Source organism: Nostoc sp. (genome assembly GCF_036916735.1).
Classification (GTDB): domain Bacteria; phylum Cyanobacteriota; class Cyanobacteriia; order Cyanobacteriales; family Nostocaceae; genus Nostoc.
Map to the genome: position 1 here is coordinate 202,237 of NZ_JBALFV010000101.1, position 23,354 is coordinate 225,590.

Below are 23,354 nucleotides of genomic sequence, written 5' to 3' on the forward strand. Positions count from 1 at the left end.
TAATAAGACTTGAGGCAAAATCCCCTTGTTAAAGGTAGGTAAATTTCCGCCACAGTATACTAACTAGAGTATTTTTTTAAGACGTTCTTAGGACTAGCCCTTTCAAGGTAGATAACAATTTTGAACTATAAATTCTTTTTTAAGCTCTTTACTCAGTGTTTTCTGCGTCTTTATAGTTATAAAAATTACTTTCAAAAGATGAAACACAGAGAAACCAGTACGCCCTTGTGGTTTCCCGACTTGTTCGCTCTTAGCGTTCCCGCTCTTTAGCAACTGGCGCAGCGCACACAGAAAAAAGATTTTACTAGTTACCTTGAAAGAGCTAGTCCTAGTTCTCTCCAAATAGATTCAATAAGGTGTAAGAGATGCATTAGATTTCTTGGGTTTGAACTACAATTATCGAAAGCTTAAAATATGCTGTGCGGTAATTTGTGGTTGTTCTAAGTGTGGGAGATGACCACAATCTTGAATCCACACCAGTGTACTGTGGGGAATTGCTCTTTTAAATCTCATGGCATCCCTAGTACCCAAAATTTTATCGGAATCGCCCCATAGAATTAGCGTTTGTTGGACAATTTGTGATATTTTTTTAAATCGAAAAGCACTGTAACCACCACTTTTAGTGAAAGCAATCAAAGCTTGATGCCAACTCGGCATTTGTAGATGTAATGCGCTACAACATAGCGCATCGACAGAGGCAAGACTTTGATTTTTATATCCAATCCGAGAAACGCGATCGCGCACTTTTAGATTACTCAAAAACTGAGTTGCTAAATAATCCAACGGAGGAAACATTAATTTACTTAATGGTGAACCACCCGCTAACCCAGCACTATCAATTAACACCAGTTTTTCTACTACTTCCGGGTAAGTCAATGTAAAATCAATTGCAGTCGCACCCCCCATCGAAGCGCCTACTAAAATTACAGGTTGGTTAATCAGACTTTTCCAGAAATAATAAAGATGGGTTTTAATTGCAGTTGGACTATAGGCAATTCCTGACAGTCTATCTGTAAATCCAAAACCTAACAAATCCACTGCCCAAGTTTCATTATGTACAGATAATAATGGCAAAAGCCGCCGAAATTCTAATACAGAACTATCAAAGCCGTGAATTAATAAAATAGGAGTTCCACCACTTCCTTGCTTAACGAATGTTGTGGTAACTGGTTGATTAATTAAAGGAGTAGCGATCGCAGTTATTTGAATACTCTGAGCTAGGGCGATGGAGGCAGATTCTGTCAGTTGGCCAACTGCTTTAGGAAGAAAATTTGGAAACATAAATTTCAGTTTATTGTACTAGCTTGTTTCCACCCATCGCTAAATTTGTTATACAACAAAATTGCACAAACTAACATGCTGGAATATTAATTGTAATACATAAAACGTAGACCAGCAGCTATCAAAACATTCTAACTCCCTACTCCCAACTCCTAACTTTCCACTCCCCTAAAAATTATGACATCAAAAAAAGTTTTCTAAAATGTCAAAATTGGGACTAAAGCCACGTACAATTAAAATCGCCTATCCCTTAATCCAGGAGCTAATGCCATGCCAATGGCCGTTGGCGTAATTGAAACTTTAGGTTTTCCTAGTGTCTTAGCAGCAGCAGATGCAATGGTAAAAGCTGCCGCAGTCACAATTGTGTACTATGGTCAAGCAGAAAGCGCTCGTTTATTAGTCGCCGTCCGGGGACACGTTTCTGAAGTAAATAGAGCTGTTGAAGCCGGAATCGCTGCTGGAGAGCAAGTCAAGGTTGGTACAGTAATTACCCACTACATTGTTCCCAATCCCCCGAAAAATGTGGAAACTATATTACCAATCCATTTCACTGAAGAATCAGAACCTTTCCGCATGTTCTAGGCAATTTTGCTATAAACATCTGTAGCGAAGCTTCGTACAATTAATTTGTAGCCTCCATATCGTTTATTCATACAGGAGATTAATAATGTCATTACAGGCAGTTGGAGCACTTGAAACGAAAGGTTTCCCTGCGGTGCTAGCAGCAGCAGATGCTATGGTAAAAGCTGGTCGAGTCACCCTCGTTGGTTATATCAGAGTGGGTAGCGCTCGTTTTACAGTTAATATTCGTGGCGATGTTTCTGAGGTAAAGACAGCGATGGCTGCTGGTGTTGAAGCCGCAGAAAATGTTTATGGCGGTACTTTAGAATCCTGGGTGATTATTCCTCGTCCCCATGAAAACGTTGAAGCTGTTCTGCCAATTGCTTACACAGAACAAGTCCAAGGGTATCGAGAATCTGTAGAAAATCCCATTGTTAGATCAAACAGTCGATAGATTTAACCTTCTGCGGGGGAATTCAAAAAAATTCCCATAAATGAATTTCAAGATAAGTTTGTTGTCAGACTTCTGACTATCAAAACTTTAGAGGATTGCACTTTTTCTGTTTTGAGATTTTTCATAAGTTGAATTTTGAAGCACAGGGAAAGCAACAGTCAAAGTCAATAGTCAAAATCAATATTGACTGTTGACTATTGATTTTTGAGAAGATAAAAGTTGTAAGAATAACTTGCCAATATTATAGGCACAGTTGTAGATAAAGCTATAGGACTCCAGGGCAAACGCATCTTATTTACTAATAAAAATTAAGAAGATTTCAAAATCATATAGATAAAGGTTGCCTTGGTTCTTTTTTAAGGTAATTACATAATCTGCATTTAGTTCTGTAATTAACCTCACAATCTCTTTTTGACAGTAAGTGTTAAAATATCACGTTCTTTGACAGGCAGCCGCCGATTGTCTCTAACTCACCCTCATAATGATTATCATTATTGTAAAAATTCATATTTAGTTTCCTAAAAATTATATCTGATTAGGGTTTCGCTGAATTACACTCTTATCCAGGCTCGTCAATATTTAGATGCGTTTGCCCTGCCTATGTCTTGGTATTATTTAAGTGTGAGGATCGTAAGTATGACGATTTGTCGTTTAAGATGAGCTTTTATATGAAGTTTATATGAAAAAATATGAGTTATATAGATTTTGTATATATAAAATTCAAACTATTATGCTTTATAGAAAAGCAAAAAGCCAGAAAAATAAGAAGCTTGAGATTCAAGAATTTTTTGGTTCTTCATAAAATAGGAGTAGAATCAGGACGAACACATCATGTCAACAAAAAAATTTTTCTTAATAGGTTCAAAAATAGTCGCATTAACGCCTGCTTGTTGACATAATTTTAACGTTGGCGTAGCTTGTCGTAGACATCGCTTTGAGTCTTGGAAACTAAATCAAACGAGAAATGCTGATTTTGTTATTGGTTCTTAACCTTGGTTGTGATCAAGAGTAATTTAGATGCTGCCCTGTATAGGACTCCGATTTTATTTCTGAAAACATACTGAGACTGAAAAGCCAGTTTTATCAGGGTTTTATTTAAAATCTTGTTCAAAATCAGATATAAGTCCTATAGTTTAGAAAGGATAAATTGACCTATCAATCCCTACTATCCAAAATAGCGTAGGCGTAGCCCATCGTAGACATTGCCATGTGGAATACTGGGTCTTTTGAAACTTATACGGGTGAAATTATGCCTGACATTGAGTTAAATTAGATTCGTTCCTCGGCTCGGTTACAAAATGTTCAGATTTCCTCAACCCACCTCGTGCAAAGGTTTGTCGCCACTACTATAGGCAGATTTCTATTCTCAATTACAAAACATAACTTTACAAAAAAGTTAAATTAAAAAATAGCCCCAAAAACTTTATATATATGGGTTTGGGGCTATTTAAAATTCTAAACAAAACATCAATATAGAAATTTCTGCATAATTCTAGTGAATTAAGACGTAATAAAAGTGGAATCGTTAAGCTATTTTCATGAGACTCATGAAATCTGGGCAGGTTGCCAGTTAAACAATTAGGTGGGACAAATGGGGGTTGTGATGCAAACTTCAAAATTGAGTTTCGAGGAACGCAATCTCACTATGACAGCAGATGTGGAACAACTAGCTCTAGATTGGCGAAAGCGCTTGGCTGCGGAATGTCCAGACCAAAATGAAGCTGCTAGAGAAAGCATTATTCTCTGGCTGTTGGGATCTGACTCCAAACGGTTTGATCTGTTTAATCCTAAAGAACTCGACATCGCCAAACAAGCGATGGAATATCGCTGGAGAATTTTACGTCTACGCTATTTGGGGGTGGGGCGAGAACGTGCTTATCGGAACTTGATAACGCGATTGGGGAGTTTAGTAACATTACGGAATAAAATTCAGACTTGGGTAGCCCTAAGCCGCGATCGCCAGCGTAGTGTTATGGACGTGTTGCAAGAAGTACTCCAAGAATTACTGCAAAGCGACAGCCAGATGCAACAGCAAATGGCTGATATTGCCAAATATACAAGTGATAGACGATTGGGAGATGCTCTGCTATTTGCCAGTGTAGAAGAATATTGTCTGCGACCAGTACGCAATCAACCCCTGTTAGCTTATCGGTTTGTAAATTACTTGCGTCGCACTCAGCGCGGTGGCTTAACCCAAGTGCCGGGTCGTGACTTGATTAGACTGGTGTCAGAAGAAGTTCTCACAGACGACAGTGACAATCGGATTAACTTAGTCGATAGTCAGGCGATCGCAGAATATCAAGAAGCACAACAGTTAGAGGAACAACAAGTCCTGCGTCAGTCAGTGCAAAAAGAATTTGAAAATTATTTACAAGAAAATCTGGGAACAGACGCAGTAGAGTGGCTACGACTATATTTACAAGGTAAATCCCAGGACGAGATCGCCCACAAATTAAATAAGCCGACCAAAGAAGTATACCGTCTACGAGAAAAAATTAGTTACCATGCTGTGCGTGTTTTTGCCCTCAAAGGTAAACCAGAGCTAGTAGAGGATTGGCTCTCAATTTCCTTGCAAGAACATAACTTAGGTTTAACCCAAAATCAATGGCAGCAACTTGATAAAAAATTGACTCCTCTAGGACGGCAGATTCTAGATTTGCAAAGAGCAGGTAACTCGATAGAAGCAATAGGCCAACAGTTAAAACTCAAAACCCATCAAGCACTAGGCGAATGGACAAAAATCTATCTAGCAGCACAAGCTTTAAGAACCCTGGAGTAGCCTATGAGGTATTTAATTGCTCAATTAAGGTGGTGTACCAAACTAGGAGATGGAGAGCAGGGGAGAATTCATAGCAAGTTCATCCCCTCATGCCTCAGTTACTAGAGTAGAACTTCTGAAAGCAGACGGAACCACGCTTAAAAGCATGGGATTAATCTTGGACGCGTTATGTCTCGTTACACTTTCCGCTCGATATATTTTTTATATTAATAACCTTTATATCCACAACTAAAGTTTTAATTAAATAATTAAACCTCAAATCATAGTTCTGTAAGTGAAATCGCTGATTCCAATTTTATACATAATTGTTATGTTGTAATGGAACTCTATACCAATCAAGCTTAGAGTTCAACTCAAATAGATAGAGATTTTGCTGCCGTATTCTAAATAAGATACTGGTTAAAAAAATTTATAGTGAATAAGTTAGTTTCCTGCTCTTGAATCCATTTCTTATAAATATTTCATGCAGACTGAGGTTTTTAGTGAACTTTTCCCCTTAATGAGTACAGCCACTCCCCAGACTTTGGAATGGCTGCTCAACGTTGCAATTCAACATGAATACCCATCTGGGCGAGCCGTTGTGATGGAAGATGCCTGGGGTAACGCAGTTTACTTCGTTGTTTCAGGTTGGGTCAAAGTCCGGCGTACCGTCGGGGAAGATTCAGTAGCTCTGGCAATTTTTGGTAGGGGCGATTTTTTTGGAGAAATGGCAATTTTGGATGAATCTCCACGCTCAACCGATGTCATAGCCCTTTCGTCTGTGAATTTGCTGAGTGTATCCAGAGAGCGTTTTATTCAAATCTTGTTCAAAGACCCGCAGTTACATCACCGGATGTTACAACTTATGGTGCGACGATTGCGGCAAATTAACTTGCGTTTACAAATGCGGTCTTCACCACCAGCAGTCAAACTCGCCTATACTCTAGTGACTTTAGGCGAAAGCTATGGTCAAGAATCGAATTTTGGAAAGGAAATTTTTAACATTCCTTTCAAAGATTTAGCAGAGGTAACAGAAATTGGTGTTGAAGAAACTACCAAAATTATGGAAAAACTGCATGAGAAAGGGTGGATTAAAATTGACAGCGCCAACAACATCATTTATCTTGTAAACTTCAAACAGTTGATGAACTTGGCTGGTAAAGTGTGATTGCTAAAGGTTCTTATAAACTTCTAAATCGAAAAATATTTAATTATTTATTGTGGGGTAGGCAGCACTCAGTCGAACGCTGCCCACCCCACAAAAATTGAATTGACTTTTACAATTTAAAATACTCCTAAGCGCAAGCAACATCTGAACTTAAATGGAGCTTGCGCCAGTCAAACATCTAGTCAAGTACTTCTGCTACAGAACCTCCAACAGTTGTTTAATTTTTGTGTGTTGACGTTCTTTGAATTTTTCTGGAAAAACTAATTCGAGTGCAATCTTGCCATTTGTCTGTTCTTCTACTGCGTGAATTTCCGCAACAAATCGGTTAGATGAGAGGTTATCCTCATCCTCATTCAACAGTAAACCAACTAATGGTTTAACAGTTCGCATCGTGTGCAAATCCTGTTGTCCTATCATTTTGTGAGAAGACACGGCTTTTGTATCCTCTATTTCCAAGCGCAAACCTGTTGTTCCTAATTCTGTAGCTACTGCAAAGAAGAAGTTACCATCCCAGTAGAGTCGGCTATCGCTATTTACCTGCTTGCGTACCTTTTTGCGGCTAGTTTGTTTCACGTCACGCAAGGCCCGAGTCAGACTTGTGGCTAAGAATCCAAGGGAAGCGAAGGGTCGGTCTACATACTGGCCCTTTTGCGAATACCACTCCCGGACATCAGAATATAAAACTAGAGTTAAAGCATCGCGTTGGGCATCGTTGAGCTTCACAAAATCAACAGCCAAAAGTGTTTCTGTGTCATTAATAGGAGAGACTCGGACAATCTGCGCTGTTAAAGAGGCGCTAGCAGTATAATCTCCCATCACCTCAACTTCCGCTTCCTCCAGTAAATTAGGCCAAGTTTCTAAAGAAATTAATGCCCCAGTTTCTGAAATATTCACCGTTTTGCCCATGATTGTTTGACCCCTACTGCTAATTAATATGGGGAGGCGACGTTGTAAACGGTGGGCAGTACGTACTTGTGGTTGTTCAAAGCCAACCAGCAAAGCAGCTATCAGCAAAACCAGATTAAAAACAGACCACATGGTGTTGACTAAGACCGCTTGCCAATCTTCAGGATGTAGCAGCAGCCAATAGGGAACAGCTAGTAAGGAAGAGACTACAAGTGCTGTCACCACCAAAAGACCACGCATCGATTCCCAATCAAATGTACGTTTGGTTATAGACGTTCCTTTATCAGTAACGTTAAATGAACCCAGCTTGGGATTAAACAGCGCTAACATCGTCACCCACCCAGCCTGGAAAGCCATCGCAAATTCAAAAATTTCATTCCAGAAGGAGAAACGGACGTTTTTGTAAATGATGTAGTTAGTGAAAAGGGAGAGGAGAATATGGGGTAAGGCGTAGGCTAGAGTTTCTAAACCCAAACCTTGGACAGAGTTAATGCCAAATAATAAAAAGAGTGTGGGAGCGATCGCATATATTAGACGGGGATAGCCATACAAAAAGTGCGAAGTCGCGCTAAAGTAACAAATCCGTTGTGCAAATGTTAGGTTTAGCTTCGGATTAAAAATGGGGTTTTCTAATCGCAGAATCTGCGCCATCCCCCTGGCCCAACGCACTTGTTGTCCTACGTAAGAAGAAAAAGTTTCTGGCGCTAAACCAGCCACCATAATTTTGTCGTAGTAGACAGACTTGTAACCCAGCGAATGCAATCGCAAAGCAGTGTGGCAATCTTCTGTCACGGTTTCCACTGCAATTCCCCCAACTTCTAAAGCGTGGGATTTACGGATTAATGCTGCCGAACCGCAGAAAAAGGCGGCATTCCAAAAATCGTTACCTTTTTGCAGTACCTTATAAAATAGTTCATTGCCTGCGGGTATTCTACCTTTGGTGAGCAAATTACGCTCAAACGGGTCGGGATTATAGAACCAGTGAGGAGTTTGGACAAACGATACTTTGGGATCGAAGAAAAAGCCCATTGTATGCAAGAGAATTTGCCGCGATGGGATGTGGTCGCAGTCCAAAATTAACACTAAATCACCGTCGGTTTTGTAAAAGGCGGTATTGATATTACCAGCCTTAGCGTGGTCGTTATTGTCCCGCGTCATGTGTATACAGCCGAGTTCTTGGCACATTTGCCGTAGCTGTTCCCGTCTTTTGCTAAACTGTTCTCGGCGTGGGTCGTTCTCTTTATACTTTTCTGGACGACCATCATCAAGGACATAAACCTTTTTTTTATCAGGAGCATAATCACAAGCTAAGGCTGCTACAGCCGTCTTACGAACAATCTCCACATCTTCGTTGTATGTGGGGATGTAGATATCAACTTTGAACCATTCCTGTTGAGGAATGTTTGTCAGATTAACTGGTTGGCGTTCTTGAATTTTCAGAGTTTGAAAGTATGCCAATATTAAGGTGAGGATCGCATAAAGTTCGGCGGCGAACAAGAATACACAAGCGATGCTGTTAAGCCAACCATCAAAGTTGAGGGTGTAGCTGGTGCGGTAGTATAAATAACGCAGCGTTGTTACTATACTCAGCCACAGCATAAACAAGTGATAATAGTGGCTGATTTCTGAAGAAGACTCTTGAAACTCTGCGTGTATTACAATTTGACCAAGTAGCACAAGAAACAATGCTACGAATCCCTGCTGCCAAACTTCTATCGGAGTAATAATCAGTGGCACAGAGAGTACCAGTAGCAGCAAGATAAACCACTTGAATTGTTTTACACCAATATTTTGAAGAGTGCTGTCAAAAAATCGGGGGGTAATATCAATCAACCAATTGCTCAATTTTAAGCGCTGGCGATCGCGTGATTTCCGGGGCGGTGTGTGGGGGGAAGAAGACATTGTGGATCTAAATTTTGAAATTTAAAATGGGCGATACCTGACCGAAAGTGTCTACTTTTTATCAACAGTCAAGCGCTTGAGATACAACTGAAGAATTCCGTAAAGAATTAGAGACACAGTGAAGATGCCTACAGGTAGCAATAGCCAATTTTCTTGTAAAAAGCGTGATGCTTTACTGAGGATAGTGGTGTTTTCCAAGCGACGAGTGTTAGGAGCGCTTTGGAAAAACTGTAGTTGATAGGCATCAGCATCGTAGGAAACTGGGTCTTTTTGATCGCTACTAATTAGTACCGTATCCTTCTTGAGTTGGAAGAACCACGGATCTTGATTGAGGACTTGCCGCACTCGCTCTAAACCAGTTTCGGTTTGAGATGTTAAAGCTAGAACGACGCGATCGCTATTCCAAGGAGAGATAATTTGCTTAATCATCCCTTGGGTATCCTGCGGGGTCTGAACTACAGCATTGGCAGAGGAGCGGGAATATGCCTGACTTAAGTTGAAGCCAGTGGAATTAAATACTTCGGGAAAAGGAAAGTCTTCTCGCGTTCCAATTCCTACCAAATGGTCGTTGTTGCGAGCTTTTGTTGGCAAAGCATCCGGTGTATAAACATTTAGTTTGACAGCATCTGCTTGACTGAGCCTTCCTAAGCGTTCGCTAAAAGCCAATAAGGTTAACACATCTGTCTTCGAGGGGATTTGTGGCACGACGATCGCTGTCTGGGACAAATCCTGCGGTGCAGCAAAGGGGAAACCAAATTTCAGCAGGTTTAAGTCTGGTAGTTGTGTAGAGATTTCCCGTTTCAGGTCGAAGCTAGTATCAGAATGCACCGTACCTGTCAGTTGTTGATCTGGTGGCTGAAGACAGTTCTGTTTGTCAAACGGTTCTCTCGGATTCATCCGCAAGAAAACTTGCAGTTTCGAGCTGGGTTTGATCAAGTTTTCTGGCAAATTGACTTTAAGGTTTTTGCGAGTTTCTCCCGACTCAGAATCAAGACGTGCCCCACCAATGAAAACTCCATCCAGTAAAACTTCGATCGCAGAAGTTCGGGGATTAACTTGTGGCCCGTAGCTGTATACCAGATTCATCGAACTACCCCGGAGAAATCTATCATCTGGTAAAGCCCGAAAATCAATTTCAACTGGCGGCGCTCCGATTCCACGTACAGTCACATCACTAAACGGCTCACCATTTACTTGGGTTTTGATGTCGCCCAGTTTAAAAGAATTTTGTTCTGGCAAATAACGAGGCCATTGGCGGAGTCCTGGTGTCGAAGCATCCTTGAGGGTATCGACAAAAACCACCTGACCAGTACCCATTTTCCGCAAGTCTGGCTGTGATAAAAATTGAGTTGCCTTTTCTACAGCTTTTGCACTGTTGCCAGTGGCAATTAAAACCGGAACTCCGCTCTTTTCAGCTTTGGTTATAATCAACACCCCTGTTTCATCTGGTACGGGGTTATTATCACGATCAAGAATTTGATTGCTGACGACTTTCAGAGGCAAATTATTCCAAGTATTTAAGGTTGGTTGTTCATTGGGAGTACCAATGATCACCAAGCGATCGTTTGCCTTTACATTTGCGACATCAGACACCACGCTCGTCTGAATCGGGCGAAAATCTGCGATTCTTCCCAATGCCACTTGTAAGCGAGCTGCTGCTGTCAACCAGGATTGATCAACTTGACTCGGTTGCAAATAAGCAATTTGGTTAGTTTCTAAGCCGAATTCGTCAAAGAAAGGATAAGGATAGCGGCTAAAATTCAGGGTAATCGGCTGCCGTTCATAGTTAAAAATTAATTTGGAATCTGGCAAAATCTCTGTCCACAAGTCGGGGCTACTAGGGTCGCTACATTCGAGGCTGTTATTCTGCTGTGCCACCAATGTGAGTTCGTTGTAATCTTGCAGCAGCTTTGGTGGAATATTGAACAGTACTTGACCTACTTGGGACTCTTTGCGATTGAGTGGTACGCTACCAACACTGATGCCATTCAATAGCACGGTCAGGTTAGAGCGATTGGCATATAGTGCTGGTGAATGTTGAAAACGGATTAAAGCTTGTACTTTACCTTGATCTAGTTTCCAGCCACGAGGACGGGTAAAGGCAAGACGACCTTCTGAGTAAACTCCGCGCAAGCGCATCCGGTTGCCTACAATCGGACTACGATTAAATTCTAGAGTGTAAGTTGCTAGGTTCTTGGCACTAGGAGCTTTTAAGTCTGCTTTACTAGTAGTTTCTGATGTCGTTGCTTGAGCTAATAAAGTTACTTCTTGTTGCAGATCACCTTTGATTTGAGCTTGAGCGCTCAATAATGAACTAGGAAACAAAAAAAAGCAAGAAGTAACAATAATTGCTTTTTTACTAATTTGGGAAAGATGAAACAATTGCTTCATGATATAGTGTGATTTTAGTGTGAATTTACTGAATTTTTTGACGTAAAAAGCACAGGTGTTTTGGTGCTTTTAGAACTTCAAAATCGTCCCATCATATTTTTTAAAAAAGCAACGGGAGTCAATCTGTCGGGAGTAAAAGGTAGTTGGGAAGCTTGTGCCCTAACTCAGCGTCAGAGGATATTATTTAAGCAATTGCTCGGGAATTGTCTTTGGAGGTAGCAATCCTAACCAAGCTAAATTCTGGGTGTAATAAGCAGATTGGTCTCCCCAAATTCCCTGCTTGTATTGAGGCAGTATTTTTTTTACAAGCAGTTCTTGAGCGATCGCTGGTTCCACTAACTGCATGGCAGCATACAACATAGCGTATTGGGATGTAGCTTCGTAATCCACTAATGGTTTCCCTTGCAGATCAATCCGTGCTGGTATCGATTGTTTACTCCACAGTTTTTGCAAGTGCTGAGTGGATGTCACTAGATAGCTATGCGCTTGGGGTGAGTTGAACCAGGCAGCATCCAACGACAAACGCCACCAGACTCGATAGGAATCAAAACTATACAAACTCTTCAGAGGACTAGATGCTGGTAGGGTTTGATATTGTCCTGTTTTGGTATTTAGAGCTACCCAATCACTGGGTAAACCTACGCTAGAAAGCTTTGCAGAATTTTCTAGCACTTGATAGCTACTGTCTACCAAACTCAACCAATTATGTTGGGAGTCAACTTGTGCAAAGATGCGAAAAGCATAGGGTGCAAAATAAGAAGGATTCAGGTAAACGGTAGATGCATCCTGGACGAATGCAGCTATAGGCCCTGGTAACAGATAGCGCTCACCTTGGGTTTTTGAGATAGTGGACAAATTCCACAAATCTTGCAGTTTGAGTTTTGCCAGTTCCAGGTATTCGGGTTGATGCCAACGCCGTGATGCTAAAATCAGTGCAGTAATCGCATCTATATCTCCATCACTAGCAAAGTTGCTGTCGAGAACACCCCAGTTACCATCTTCCTTTCGTCCCCACTTCCAAGCCCACAACCTATCTGTGCGTTTACCATCTACTTGGCGCTGGAGGTTATTTTCTGACCAGTTTAAAGTCAAGGCAAAAGTTGTCGGATCGTTAATCAGTACTGCTCTTAGCAAAGCATAGGCTTGACCTTCACTAGTTGAGCGATCGCTTGCTTCGTAATCAATCACCCGTCCATCTGACTGAATAAATCTTTGGCGGTAGCTATCCCAACTTTGGGCAAGTAATTCCCGGTTGGGGGTGGATTTAGGAAGATCGGTTAATAATCCAGTAAGATTTTGACTACTACCTTCAGTGGGGACGTTTGCCACCGGAGTTAGCTCATCCGGCGTTTTAGGGTTTGCTGCTGAGTAACTAGAAACACAGGCAGATAAACCAATCAGGCAGGCAATAGCTGCCACTTTTGGGAAGTGCCACATCCTAAGAATAGTTTGATTTGTAAAAGATTTAAGCGATCGCTAATTTCTGTTTCGACGTTGATAATCTTCCCAAGGGGGTTGAAATCCTCGTCGTAGCAGAAAGTCCGTTTGGATTTGCTGTATTTGCCGAGATGCATCGCTATCGTTTCCTCCTTCTGCGGCTGCTTCTAATTGCAGTTGTTCTAACTGTGCCAGTGCTGTCAAAGGCTGATCTAAAATTGCATTCAATCCAGCAAGGGCGCGGCGTGTGCCTTTGTCTTCCGGTTTTTGTGCCAACACTTGAGCATAAATCTCCTGTGCTGATTCAAAGCGGCGCTGTTCAAAGCGAATTCCGCCCAAAGCCGCTAGGGCATCGATGTTATCTGGTTGCTGCGCCAAAATATTCTGATAGGTACTGCTAGCCAAATTCAAATCACCTACAGATCGAGCCAACTCTGCCTGCAACTGGTATGAGTCAGAAGTGTTAGGAATACGGGCAATCAACTGCTTCATCCGCGCTTGTGCTTGGGCAGGATTGCGTTTTGCTATCACCTGTAATAGGCGCAGTTGTAGTGGTATGGAAGTAGGATCAGTTTCTACTAGATAACTATATAAAGCTTCTTTTTGCGGATCGGTAGGCAGCGCTCCTAGCAAACTGTATAGTTCTGGAGGAGTATTGGTTGCAGGTTGTGTAGCTAACCAATTGTTGAGAACTGCCTCTGCTTCTGGTTGGGAGATCCGCTTGGCTTGATAGCCGATACTAGCACGCCCTAGTTGAATCGACAAATTTTGAGGATTGCGGGCTATCAATTGGTCATAAACTGTCACAGCCTCATCAAAACGCTTTTGTTGCAGTCGCACTCCAGCCAGTCCGCCCAAAGCAGCATCAATAATATCGCTATTATTTGGCTTACTAGCAAGCACAGCTTGGTAACGTTGAGCGCTAGCTTCGAGACTACCCTCACGACGCTCAATTTCTGCTGCTAATAATTGGGGTGCGAGGTCTTTAGCACCTGCTTTGGTAGCTGTGTAAGCTGCCAAAGCTTGCCTTGCACCATTTAACTCTTGGCGCTGCACATACATTTGCGCCACTCGGAAATTCAAAAATGGTACGTTAACCCCCATTTGTAAAAGATTTTGGTACACAGGTAAAAATTCTGGATCGGGAACATCAATGTTCACTAAAGCATTAGCTAGCTGTTGCAACTGGACGTGATCGCTCGGTGCTGATTGTATTGCAGTAGCTAAACGCTGTTTCAAGTCATTTTTACCGAGCAAACCTAGCTGATTTTCCAAAGCTAATTGCTGCACCACCAGACTTTGATCGTTGGGAAATTCTAACGCCACTCGTCGATACAGTTGCAATGCTGTTTGTCGTCCTTCGGGGAACCCAGTAAAGACATCAGCAACTTCGCGCTGTAGTTTGGGGGAAGGGTTGGGATCGGTTTGGAGTGCTTGACGGTAGAGATTGAAAACTTGCTGGGTGAGGGTGGGGTTATTGGTGTACTTGCGAATTTCATTGAGCGATCGCGCTAAGGGCAAAATCGCATCTGGCCTTCCCTGTAATACATCTAAAACCGCCAACGCTTGGGCTTGTTGTTGATTGGCAAGGTATGCTATAGCTAGTTCTTTACGGGTTTCAAACCCCATCTCGTTAAGTTTATTAGAGCGCTGCAACTGCGCTTCTAACACCTCTACTGCCCCTCCAGGATTGCCGGTTTCTCGTAAGCTGCGACCGTAGGCTAGTGCTGCATAATCTGTAATGGCTTTGCCAGTGGTGCGGTAGCGGTTAAATAACTCCAGTGCTTTAGGAAAATCCTCACTATAACTATAAGTTTGAGCTGCATCAACGACTGCCTTTGGTGTAGGGTTGTTGTTGAGCACGATTTGGTAGTCTGCTAGGGACTCGCTTAATCGCCCTTGATAAGAGTAGAGTAGAGCACGGTAATGACGAGCTTCTGAATCGTTAGGATTTAACTCTAATAAAGTTGTCAGAGTCTCAATTCCTTTTAAGTTCCACTCAGGACGATAAGTAGCTAATATACCAACTGTCTTTAAAGCTAGTTGATTGTTGGAGTCTGCCGCCAATACTTGTTGATAAGCACTCCAAGCTTCAGGGATACGTCCGGCTTTGCGATAAGCGATCGCTAATCCTAACCTAACTTGGGAAGATTGGGGTTGAGTTTTGAGGACTTGCTGGAAGGCTGCGATCGCATCATTAATGAAGCCTTTTTTTAAGAATGCAAAACCTTTTTGTGCTGATGTTGATAAGCTCTGTGCTTCAGCTGGGGCAATGCTGCCCAAAGGTGGTATAGTTAGCAAGTAAGTACAAAGGAAAAATGAACAAGTAAAAAGAGAACGATATTTAATTTTTTTAGCTTTTCCCTTTTGCCTTTTATCTATACTATTTTGACTCATTGAGTAATTCTCCCTCTGGGAGTGATACCAAATTCTGATTTCACTCTGATACCGAAAACTGTTTCTGAGAAATCATCACGTTCTTGAACCGACAAGCCTAGCCGTAGATTGTCAAGAAATTTAAAATCATAGAACATTTCTAATACATCGGGACGATCTCCACGACGTAGCTGCTCATTAGAGAGAGCGCGTCCATAAGCTATTCCTAGCCGATCATCTGGGGTAAACAGATCCACAAAACTAGCTCCCAACACATAAGTATTTGCACCCTCTCCTAAAGTGCGGTTTTCGTAGTGACCATAACGCCCAAACAAACCTAATTTTAGATTGGGAATAAAGACTTCGGCGTTGAGACCATACGCTTCTTCGCGATCGTTTTTATCAGTGCCAAATTGATTGTTACCTCTGGCAATGCTATAGCTTTCAAGGAAGCTATCATTAACACCAGCGTCGTGATCGCTGGCATAAGTACCACGAATAATTGCATTGCCATAACGGATGCCGATTTCGCCAGCAAATCCATCTAAAGAAAAGTCACCGATTTTGTCTGCTGATGAAAAGACTGCCGCTTTTGCTTCAATATTGTCGGTGATGCTCCAATCGGTTAACAAACCAGTGCGTGAACTAATCCCTGTCGCCGCTAGTGCAGGGTTAGTTTGAAACACCGGATTAAAAAATTGACTGGCTCCATCTTTAGCAAAGCTGTTGCGATCAAAATAAGACGTTAAATCTATTTGACCGATCACAAATCGCAGATTAGGTACTCCTGCTAGTGAAGTCGCCAAATAAAGCTCGTTGACGTTCAAACCATCGTTTCGGGAGTCATCCAAGTTGCGGTTGCTGCCTTGGCTTGTTAAGTCCAGGGTTGCCCCAATCAAAGCTTGAGGAGACAGTGGATAGACTCCACTGACTCTCGCCCGCGCTGTGGTGTCGCCACCTTGGTTAATATAAACTCCTTGAAATTGTAAAGAGGGTTCCCTTAAACTGCTGCTTGGTAGCTGGCGGCGTTGTTGAGTAGTTATCGATGGGGTAACTGGCACTGCTGTGCTTGGATTAGGAGTTGTACTAAGGACTGATGGTGTTGTCTGTGGATTGAGTAATTGTTGATGAAAAGTTGGTGCTGCTCCTGGTGCAGTTGATTCTGGGGTTGCAGGCAAGTTGGGAAGTGGTGGCAGGGGGGCTGTTTGAGAACTGAGTAGTTGATTAAAAGTTGGTGCTACTCCTGGTGCAGTGAATTCTTGCGTTGCAGCCGAGTTGGGAAGTGGCGACAGGGGAGCCGTTTGAGAACTGAGTAGTTGATTAAAAGTTGGTGCTGCTAGTGCAGTTGATTCTGGCGTTGCAGACAAGTTGGCGAGTGGTGGCAGTGGGGCTGAACTACTTGGTGGCTCCGAGCCGTTCATCTGTCCCTGCAATCCTAAATTTAGGTTAGAAGTATCTCCACCTGCTGCCACTCGTGGTGCAACAGAACTAGGTGTTGCTGCCGGGGCTTTTCCAGTTACCTGTTGCTGAATGAAGACACTCTCCATTTGTTGGAGATCGTTAACTGGTTTGGGTTCCACAACTTTCAACACTGGATTAGCGATCGGTGCAACTGCTACACCAGTCGTTACGCCTGGAGAAGGTAATGTTTGCCACCCTGACTGAGATTGATTATCGACGGGTAATTTAGCCATTGGTAGCGGTTCTGCTAAACCCAATTGGTAGTCGATAGTCTTTAGCTGAGATGGGTTGACTTGAGCTGAAGATTTTTCGCTCACTGCCAGTACCCAGCAAATCGAGACGGCGACAGTACAAAGCAGTGGATAAACCTTGTAGTACTGGCTTGGAAAAGTAAATTTATAACAATCGAGTACTGTTTGCCTCATCAGCCTAGTTGGGGAACAACTACATATTTTGGTTATTCAATGTCGCTACTTTAGCAAAGTAAATGGGTATTAACCACTAGGTTGAATAAAATTTTTGATTTTAAACTAATTGATTAAGAGTCAATAAAATTTGTTATTTTCAAAAATAAATTGGGCATAATAAGTAAAAATATGAGTTAATTGGAAAAAATTAGATAACAATATGGCTTTTTCCCCAAAAAAACTTCATTTAAACACTATTATGGCTAAATTTAAAGCTTTTTATCCTAGTAGGTTCCAGATAAGCACTTGGCTAATACTTTTAGCTGCCAGTTATGGCTGTGTTCAAAAAACACAAGAAAAGGTAGAGATGAAAATCGGAGATATACAACCGATATCAAGTAAAGGTATATACAATATTGTCGGTAGTACCAATCTGCCCGAATCTAGCAAGATTACAGTGGCCGCTGTGCGTTATTTGCGTCCAGTATCAGGACAAACAGAAGCTTTATTCAATTCAGACATGAACATTAACCGTTCAATTCTGGCTCGTCAAATTGTGGAAGTGAAACAGGGACAATGGGAGGCTGCGCTGAATCTGTGGCAAGTTTCAGCCGATGGTAGTTTCCAAGAAGTCTGGCAAGCAAATCCAACACAAATACGACTGTTCCCAGAAGGTGGCGTTACATTTGTAGCTATTTTCGATCCTGCTACTCAGTCGGAACAGCCAGATAATCAAAACTCTCAAAAGTTGAAGTTAGAAAATCAACAGCTTGAAAAGCTTGAAAGCAAGTTGATTCGCTTTACTAACGAAGGTGAAAAATATTTACAAGTTAGCCAAACTTTAACAGTACCCCTACCTACGGGAAAAACAATACCACCTCGTCGGCAACCAGAAGACTTGAATGGTGGTTGGGGAAACCGATATCAAATCCCGCCGCAATCCATAGCTTTTAAAAATACCTTACCTCCACCGATTAAAAATAGGCAAACGAATGCCTATCTGACTCCTCCAGAGTTTCTTAGATGAGAATTATAGTGGTTCTCAGTTGAATAGGTACTGACCCCCTTCCTCGCAAGTAAGGAGGGGGTTATGATCTACATCATTTGATTAGGAAAAGCTATAAGAGCATCAAACCGATAAAATTGCCTCTATTTACCCTCACCCGACTTTTTACTTGATTGAGGCTTGCCGCAGGCTACCACAGAGGCGCAGAGAACAGCGAGACAGGAAAGAAATGCTTAACTGAACTGTATTGTACTCTAGCCTTGCTCTCTTTTTCATAGATACAAACTGGAATACCAGCCTCAATATGAGCGCTGGCATCCAGATATTAATTACTCAATAACCACCAATTTAGTGGGCATTGATTTGAGTAGATTTTAAAGGACAGTATTATAGTAAATCTTAAATTTAGCTGGGGATTCTACCTCAGCATTTGTTGCTTGAGACAGTTGCAAATTCTCCTGCATTGCTTGCATTTGTAGCATCATTTCTTTAATTTGTTTTTGCAACTCTTCAAATTCTGATGGCATAATTGCTGTTTGATTCATTTCACCAGCAGTAATTTCTTTGATATTGTTGGGATTTTCTTGAGCATAGCCAAGGAAAGTTTGGGCAGATGCAAACGCAGAAGTAGCAGCAATATCTCTAGTAGTGTTAGTGGTATTTTGTTGAGTTGCAACCTTTGGTACAGGATTTACTGGCTGTGCGTGTACCTGCGTCGGGGTTTGCGCTCCAATTGGTTGAGATGCAGTGATTGCAGAGTTTTTTGAGATGAGAGTTTGATCAAAAGGTGCTTCGTCATCTAAAAAAGCACTCAATCCAGAAATTTGCAGTCGAGGCTCGGAAATTTGCCATTCTTTTAGTAATATCTCTTTTTGCTGTAGGTGTTGCTCTAAATTAGATAATTCTTGCTGAATTTTTGCTGATTTAGAAGAAGAATTTCGCCAACCACAGAAAGCGAGCGCTGAAATTCCAGACCCTATACTAAGTGCTGTTGCAAAAACTACGTAAGGGATAGCAATATCTCTAAGCTTGCCATAAAAAATAGGTTCTTCCTGGAATTTGATAGCAATTTGTTTATCGCCTAGTGTCGCAAGGGGAAATGACATTAAAGAAAATACACTTAGAGAAGCGATCGCAGGCGGTAGTAAAAATTTTTGCAGCGCAGAAAGTGTCATATTCAGAAAGCTTTTGTAAAAGAGAAGACTATGAGTAGATTGCAGCAGATTTAATTACCGCTTATAACTTCTAGCTTGTATAGAGTTTTTGCGGTGACTCAATGTGTGTACTGCCTTAGTATCTAAATTATTCTCTATACGAGATATGTTCAATAGATAACTCATGAAGAACTCAGTAAATTACGTAAATTTTTTGTAAATTAAGCAACTACCCCAAATTATATATAGGGAAATGCAAAACATAGATAGAAGTTTATACGTATTATCAGGTAAAGATTTTAGCGTTCTTGACTTTTACTATCCAATTTTTGCAGATATAGAAACAATAGTAGCTAAATATTGCTCTAAGATTACTAGGATGGCTAGATGCATAGAAAGTTAATTAAGTAATACAAATAACACTCAAATAAATGCATTGTAATTAAAGTATAAATATTTATCGTCGGCGAAAAATCACATTTACAAAATACTTTTTAGCTAAAGATGCTGTCAAATCTCCTTAATTGTAAAAAACATCATATATTTTTTTGCTGATTCGACTTATATATTGCCCTACCATAAAAGTAATAATAGTATGCAAGTTATCGATAACAAGAAACCAAAAACAGTGAGATTACATAAGCAATTACTGCTATTTTCCTTAAGTCTAGTAGTATTTTTAGTAATTATCTTGACTAAGACACCTGCTAGTATTCAGTTAGATGGTGTTAGGGCGGTGATGCCAATAGAGCTACCACTTTCAACAATTGGTAGAACCATTGTGGATGTCAAAGGCAAGGTTGTATTGCTCAGAGGTGTTAATTGGTTTGGTATGGAAACTGATACACACGCCCCTCACGGTTTATGGCGACGAGATTATAAAGAAATGCTTGCACAGATTAAAAACTTAGGATATAACGTCATCCGGTTTCCTTATTCTGTAGCAGCATTGCGATCGTTTAATGTAAGTGGGATTGACTATACAATTGGCAGCAATATAGAACTTCAAGGTAGAACACCCTTGGAGGTAATGGACTTAGTTATTCAGGAAGCGGAACGTCAAGGATTGCTAATTCTGCTCGACAGCCACCGCCTCAACGACCAGCAAATTCCAGAATTGTGGTATGGAGACGGCTTTACAGAAGCAGACTGGATCGATACTTGGACAATGTTAGCAATCCGATACAAGAATCAAACTAACGTTATTGGCGCAGACTTAAAAAATGAACCTCATGGTAAAGCTAGCTGGGGTGATAACAATATAAGTACTGACTGGCGACTAGCAGCAGAACGTGCAGGTAATGCGATTTTGAGTGTGAATCCTAATTGGCTAATTGTCGTTGAAGGAGTGGAAAAGAATGTTCCGGGTCAAAAACTGCCACAGCATTGGTATGGTGGAAATTTAGAAGGTGTAAAAAAATACCCAATACGTTTGTCTCGTTCTAAGAAACTAGTCTATTCTCCTCATGAGTACGGCGCTGGGGTGTACAATCAGCCTTACTTTTCTGACTCTAACTTTCCTAACAATATAATTGATCGCTGGCAAATAGGATTTAACTATATCGCTAGTCAGAATCTTGCTCCCATCTTGATTGGGGAGTTTGGGGGACGGCAAGTAGACTTAAATTCCAAAGAAGGAATTTGGCAAAATGAGTTGGTGAAATACATTCAAAAAAATAACTTAAGCTTTACTTACTGGAGTTGGAATCCTGATAGTAGTGATACAGGCGGAATTTTATTAGATGACTGGCAAAGTGTTGACTTACCCAAGCAGCAATTACTGTCCCAACTGCTCCCACCTATACAAGTTCAACCGCCAGATCAACCGAGTAATCCTCCTGTTTTTCCAACTCCTCCTTCTGTTTCTCCAACTCTTACTCCTGCTGTCTCCCCATCTACTACTAGTACTGCTCAACTAAAAGTCACTACTAAGATCAATTCCAACTGGGAAACTGGATTTTGTGTCAGTTTCAAAATTACAAATCAGGGTAATACCAAGGTTAATAACTGGCAGCTAACATTTAACATTAATCAAGCTAAGATTAATAACTTTTGGAACGCAGATTTTAAACAGCAAGGAACTATACAGTATGTAGCAGCTCCTTTGGATTGGGAAAAAACAATTGAACCCAATCAAGTACGGGATACTGGGTTTTGTGCCAACAAACTTGGTTCTGACTACCAACCGCAGCAAGTTGCTGCCGTTTCGATTTGAAGTCAAAAGTTAAAAGGCGAATTTGTCATGATAGGAGAAATCACCAATCTCATTAACCATTGAGTATTAACTCAGCACACAAGATGACTGAAGTAAGAGCAACTCGTCCCAATACCCACGTTCGGGAAACCGGGCCAACGATTCATTACTTGGTGGCAATGTCCCAACCAGAAACCCATCTGTTTGAGGTGACTTTACACCTTGTCGATTACTCCTCGCCAATTCTTGATTTAAAGCTACCGGTGTGGACACCCGGTTCCTACTTAGTCAGGGAATACGCCAAGAATTTACAGGATTTTGGGGCTTTTGCAGAGAGTAAGCCTTTACCTTGGCGGAAGCTCACTAAAAATCACTGGCAGGTAAAGAAAAAAGGTGTTTCAGAATTAACTGTACGTTACCGTGTTTTTGCAAATGAACTATCGGTACGGACAAATCACTTAGATGCTACCCACGGTTATTTCAACGGTGCGGCACTATTTTTTAGAATACCGGACTGGGACAAGCAACCCATTCGCGTTACCATCGTACCACCACACCCAGAATGGCAGGTAACTACTGCCTTGCCACCCGTTGGTAAGGAAACAAATATTTTTTTGGCTAATGATTTTGATACTCTTGTTGATACTCCCTTTGAGATTGGTCGCCACCAATTGTATAATTTTGAGGTTTTGGGAAAACCCCATGAACTGGCAATCTGGGGGCAAGGAAATTTCCTTGCCCAGCACATGATTGCTGATATTCAAAAAATTATTCAGGTAGAAGCGCAGATGTTCGGCGGTTTGCCATATCAACGATACGTGTTTCTACTACATTTATTTAGCCAAGCTTTTGGCGGTTTGGAGCATAAAGACTCTTGTTCCTTAATTTACCAGCGTTTTGGATTTCGCGCTCAGGATAAGTACAATCGCTTTATCCAATTGCTAGCACACGAGTTCTTTCACTTGTGGAATGTCAAGCGAATTCGCCCAAAAGCATTAGAGGTGTTTGATTATGACCAAGAAAATTACACACCATCATTGTGGTTTTGTGAGGGTACTACTAGTTACTATGACTTGTTAATTCCTTTGCGGGCAGGAATTTATGATGTTCAATGGTATTTGAATAATTTGGGCAAAGAAATTACCAGATATGAAATGACACCAGGGCGCAAGGTACAACCCGTTTCTGAGTCGAGTTTTGATGCCTGGATAAAACTCTATCGCCCGGATGCCAATAGCGGTAATTCTCAAATTTCCTACTATTTAAAGGGAGAAATGGTATCGTTGTTGCTGGATTTACTGATTCGCTCTACTCACGACAATCAGCGCTCCCTCGATGACGTGATGCTAAAAATGTGGCAGCAATTTGGGAAAGATGAAATTGGGTATACTCCAGAACAGTTGCAGGAAGTTATAGAATCTGTAGCTGGAATCGATTTGACTGATTTCTTTAAACGATACATTGATGGCACTGACGATTTGCCTTTGAATCAGTATTTAGAACCCTTTGGCTTGCAGTTGGTAGCTGATCAGCAGGAAGAACCTTACTTGGGTGTGAGAATAAATACAGAGAATGGGCGAGAGATGATTAAGTTTGTGGAAACTGGTTCACCTGCACAAATAGGGGGAATTGATGCAGGTGATGAATTATTAGCAATTGATGGGATTAAGCTAATGGCGAGTGGCTTAAGCGATCGCCTCAAAGATTACCAACCAAACGATAAAATTAAAGTCACAGTTTTTCACCAAGACGAACTGCGTACTTATTCGATCATCCTCGCTTCACCACGTCCCACTCGGTATCAGGTAAAGCCTGTTGAGTATCCTAACTCCATACAACAGCAAAATTTTGCTAGATGGCTTGGAGTAGTAATCACAACTGTTTCATAAAGGGGCATT

General features: G+C 41.4%; 14 protein-coding genes. 7 read left to right on the forward strand and 7 right to left on the reverse strand.

Annotated features, from left to right (window positions below):
• Positions 1–396: 396 nt before the first annotated feature.
• The gene (locus V7L20_RS24490) at positions 397–1,281 is read right to left on the reverse strand and encodes an alpha/beta fold hydrolase (RefSeq protein WP_334746557.1); all 885 of its coding nucleotides are present in this window, start codon (positions 1,279–1,281) and stop codon (positions 397–399) included.
• 270 nt (positions 1,282–1,551) lie between these two features.
• On the opposite strand from V7L20_RS24490, the gene V7L20_RS24495 reads away from it, so the two are divergent.
• From V7L20_RS24495 to V7L20_RS24510, 4 genes are all read left to right on the forward strand, one after another.
• A complete protein-coding gene (locus tag V7L20_RS24495; protein WP_334746558.1) occupies positions 1,552–1,863 on the forward strand; it encodes a BMC domain-containing protein in 312 nt (103 codons plus the stop codon).
• Positions 1,864–1,948: 85 nt separating this feature from the next.
• The gene (locus V7L20_RS24500) at positions 1,949–2,296 is read left to right on the forward strand and encodes a carbon dioxide-concentrating mechanism protein CcmK (RefSeq protein ID WP_334746559.1); all 348 of its coding nucleotides are present in this window, start codon (positions 1,949–1,951) and stop codon (positions 2,294–2,296) included.
• A 1,591-nt stretch (positions 2,297–3,887) separates the two neighbouring features.
• Complete coding sequence (locus V7L20_RS24505; RefSeq protein WP_334746560.1) at positions 3,888–5,075, forward strand: HetZ-related protein 2; 1,188 nt, start codon at positions 3,888–3,890, stop codon at positions 5,073–5,075.
• Between the two features lie 463 nt (positions 5,076–5,538).
• The gene (locus V7L20_RS24510; protein WP_334746561.1) at positions 5,539–6,222 is read left to right on the forward strand and encodes a Crp/Fnr family transcriptional regulator; all 684 of its coding nucleotides are present in this window, start codon (positions 5,539–5,541) and stop codon (positions 6,220–6,222) included.
• 195 nt (positions 6,223–6,417) lie between these two features.
• On the opposite strand, the gene bcsA is transcribed toward V7L20_RS24510, so the two are convergent.
• From bcsA to V7L20_RS24535, 5 genes are all read right to left on the reverse strand, one after another.
• Complete coding sequence (gene bcsA, locus V7L20_RS24515; RefSeq protein WP_334746562.1) at positions 6,418–9,030, reverse strand: UDP-forming cellulose synthase catalytic subunit; 2,613 nt, start codon at positions 9,028–9,030, stop codon at positions 6,418–6,420.
• A 51-nt stretch (positions 9,031–9,081) separates the two neighbouring features.
• Entirely contained in the window at positions 9,082–11,421 is a 2,340-nt protein-coding gene (locus tag V7L20_RS24520) for a cellulose biosynthesis cyclic di-GMP-binding regulatory protein BcsB (protein WP_334746563.1), read from the reverse strand.
• A 180-nt stretch (positions 11,422–11,601) separates the two neighbouring features.
• Complete coding sequence (locus V7L20_RS24525; protein WP_334746564.1) at positions 11,602–12,858, reverse strand: glycosyl hydrolase family 8; 1,257 nt, start codon at positions 12,856–12,858, stop codon at positions 11,602–11,604.
• Positions 12,859–12,897: 39 nt separating this feature from the next.
• Complete coding sequence (locus V7L20_RS24530) at positions 12,898–15,255, reverse strand: tetratricopeptide repeat protein (protein WP_334746565.1); 2,358 nt, start codon at positions 15,253–15,255, stop codon at positions 12,898–12,900.
• Positions 15,252–17,012, reverse strand: a complete 1,761-nt coding sequence (locus V7L20_RS24535) for a carbohydrate porin (RefSeq protein ID WP_334746566.1) — start codon at positions 17,010–17,012, stop codon at positions 15,252–15,254. The genes V7L20_RS24530 and V7L20_RS24535 overlap by 4 nt, the downstream gene beginning before the upstream one ends.
• Positions 17,013–17,361: 349 nt before the next feature.
• Between V7L20_RS24535 and V7L20_RS24540 the strand changes: the two genes are divergently transcribed.
• Positions 17,362–18,129, forward strand: coding sequence for a hypothetical protein (locus V7L20_RS24540; RefSeq protein WP_334746567.1), 768 nt, complete (start codon positions 17,362–17,364; stop codon positions 18,127–18,129).
• Between the two features lie 353 nt (positions 18,130–18,482).
• Here V7L20_RS24540 and V7L20_RS24545 read toward each other — a convergent pair whose 3' ends face one another.
• Positions 18,483–19,283, reverse strand: coding sequence for a hypothetical protein (locus tag V7L20_RS24545; protein ID WP_334746568.1), 801 nt, complete (start codon positions 19,281–19,283; stop codon positions 18,483–18,485).
• 574 nt (positions 19,284–19,857) lie between these two features.
• Here V7L20_RS24545 and V7L20_RS24550 point away from each other — a divergent pair.
• Together V7L20_RS24550 and V7L20_RS24555 are read left to right on the forward strand one after the other, a co-directional pair.
• A complete protein-coding gene (locus tag V7L20_RS24550) occupies positions 19,858–21,477 on the forward strand; it encodes a cellulase family glycosylhydrolase (protein ID WP_334746569.1) in 1,620 nt (539 codons plus the stop codon).
• An 83-nt stretch (positions 21,478–21,560) separates the two neighbouring features.
• Positions 21,561–23,345 (forward strand): M61 family metallopeptidase, encoded by a 1,785-nt coding sequence (locus tag V7L20_RS24555; RefSeq protein WP_334746570.1) that lies wholly within the window; start codon positions 21,561–21,563, stop codon positions 23,343–23,345.
• The last annotated feature ends 9 nt before the right edge of the window (positions 23,346–23,354 follow it).

What these genes read in the sequence shown, in the direction of transcription:
- V7L20_RS24550 (WP_334746569.1), top strand. Translation starts at nt 19,858, where the DNA reads ATGCAAGTTATCGATAACAAGAAACCAAAAACAGTGAGATTACATAAG.
- V7L20_RS24530 (WP_334746565.1), bottom strand. Translation starts at nt 15,255, where the DNA reads ATGAGTCAAAATAGTATAGATAAAAGGCAAAAGGGAAAAGCTAAAAAA.
- V7L20_RS24520 (WP_334746563.1), bottom strand. Translation starts at nt 11,421, where the DNA reads ATGAAGCAATTGTTTCATCTTTCCCAAATTAGTAAAAAAGCAATTATT.
- V7L20_RS24505 (WP_334746560.1), top strand. Translation starts at nt 3,888, where the DNA reads ATGGGGGTTGTGATGCAAACTTCAAAATTGAGTTTCGAGGAACGCAAT.
- V7L20_RS24525 (WP_334746564.1), bottom strand. Translation starts at nt 12,858, where the DNA reads ATGTGGCACTTCCCAAAAGTGGCAGCTATTGCCTGCCTGATTGGTTTA.
- V7L20_RS24555 (WP_334746570.1), top strand. Translation starts at nt 21,561, where the DNA reads ATGACTGAAGTAAGAGCAACTCGTCCCAATACCCACGTTCGGGAAACC.
- V7L20_RS24510 (WP_334746561.1), top strand. Translation starts at nt 5,539, where the DNA reads ATGCAGACTGAGGTTTTTAGTGAACTTTTCCCCTTAATGAGTACAGCC.
- V7L20_RS24540 (WP_334746567.1), top strand. Translation starts at nt 17,362, where the DNA reads ATGGCTAAATTTAAAGCTTTTTATCCTAGTAGGTTCCAGATAAGCACT.
- V7L20_RS24490 (WP_334746557.1), bottom strand. Translation starts at nt 1,281, where the DNA reads ATGTTTCCAAATTTTCTTCCTAAAGCAGTTGGCCAACTGACAGAATCT.
- V7L20_RS24495 (WP_334746558.1), top strand. Translation starts at nt 1,552, where the DNA reads ATGCCAATGGCCGTTGGCGTAATTGAAACTTTAGGTTTTCCTAGTGTC.
- V7L20_RS24500 (WP_334746559.1), top strand. Translation starts at nt 1,949, where the DNA reads ATGTCATTACAGGCAGTTGGAGCACTTGAAACGAAAGGTTTCCCTGCG.
- bcsA (WP_334746562.1), bottom strand. Translation starts at nt 9,030, where the DNA reads ATGTCTTCTTCCCCCCACACACCGCCCCGGAAATCACGCGATCGCCAG.
- V7L20_RS24545 (WP_334746568.1), bottom strand. Translation starts at nt 19,283, where the DNA reads ATGACACTTTCTGCGCTGCAAAAATTTTTACTACCGCCTGCGATCGCT.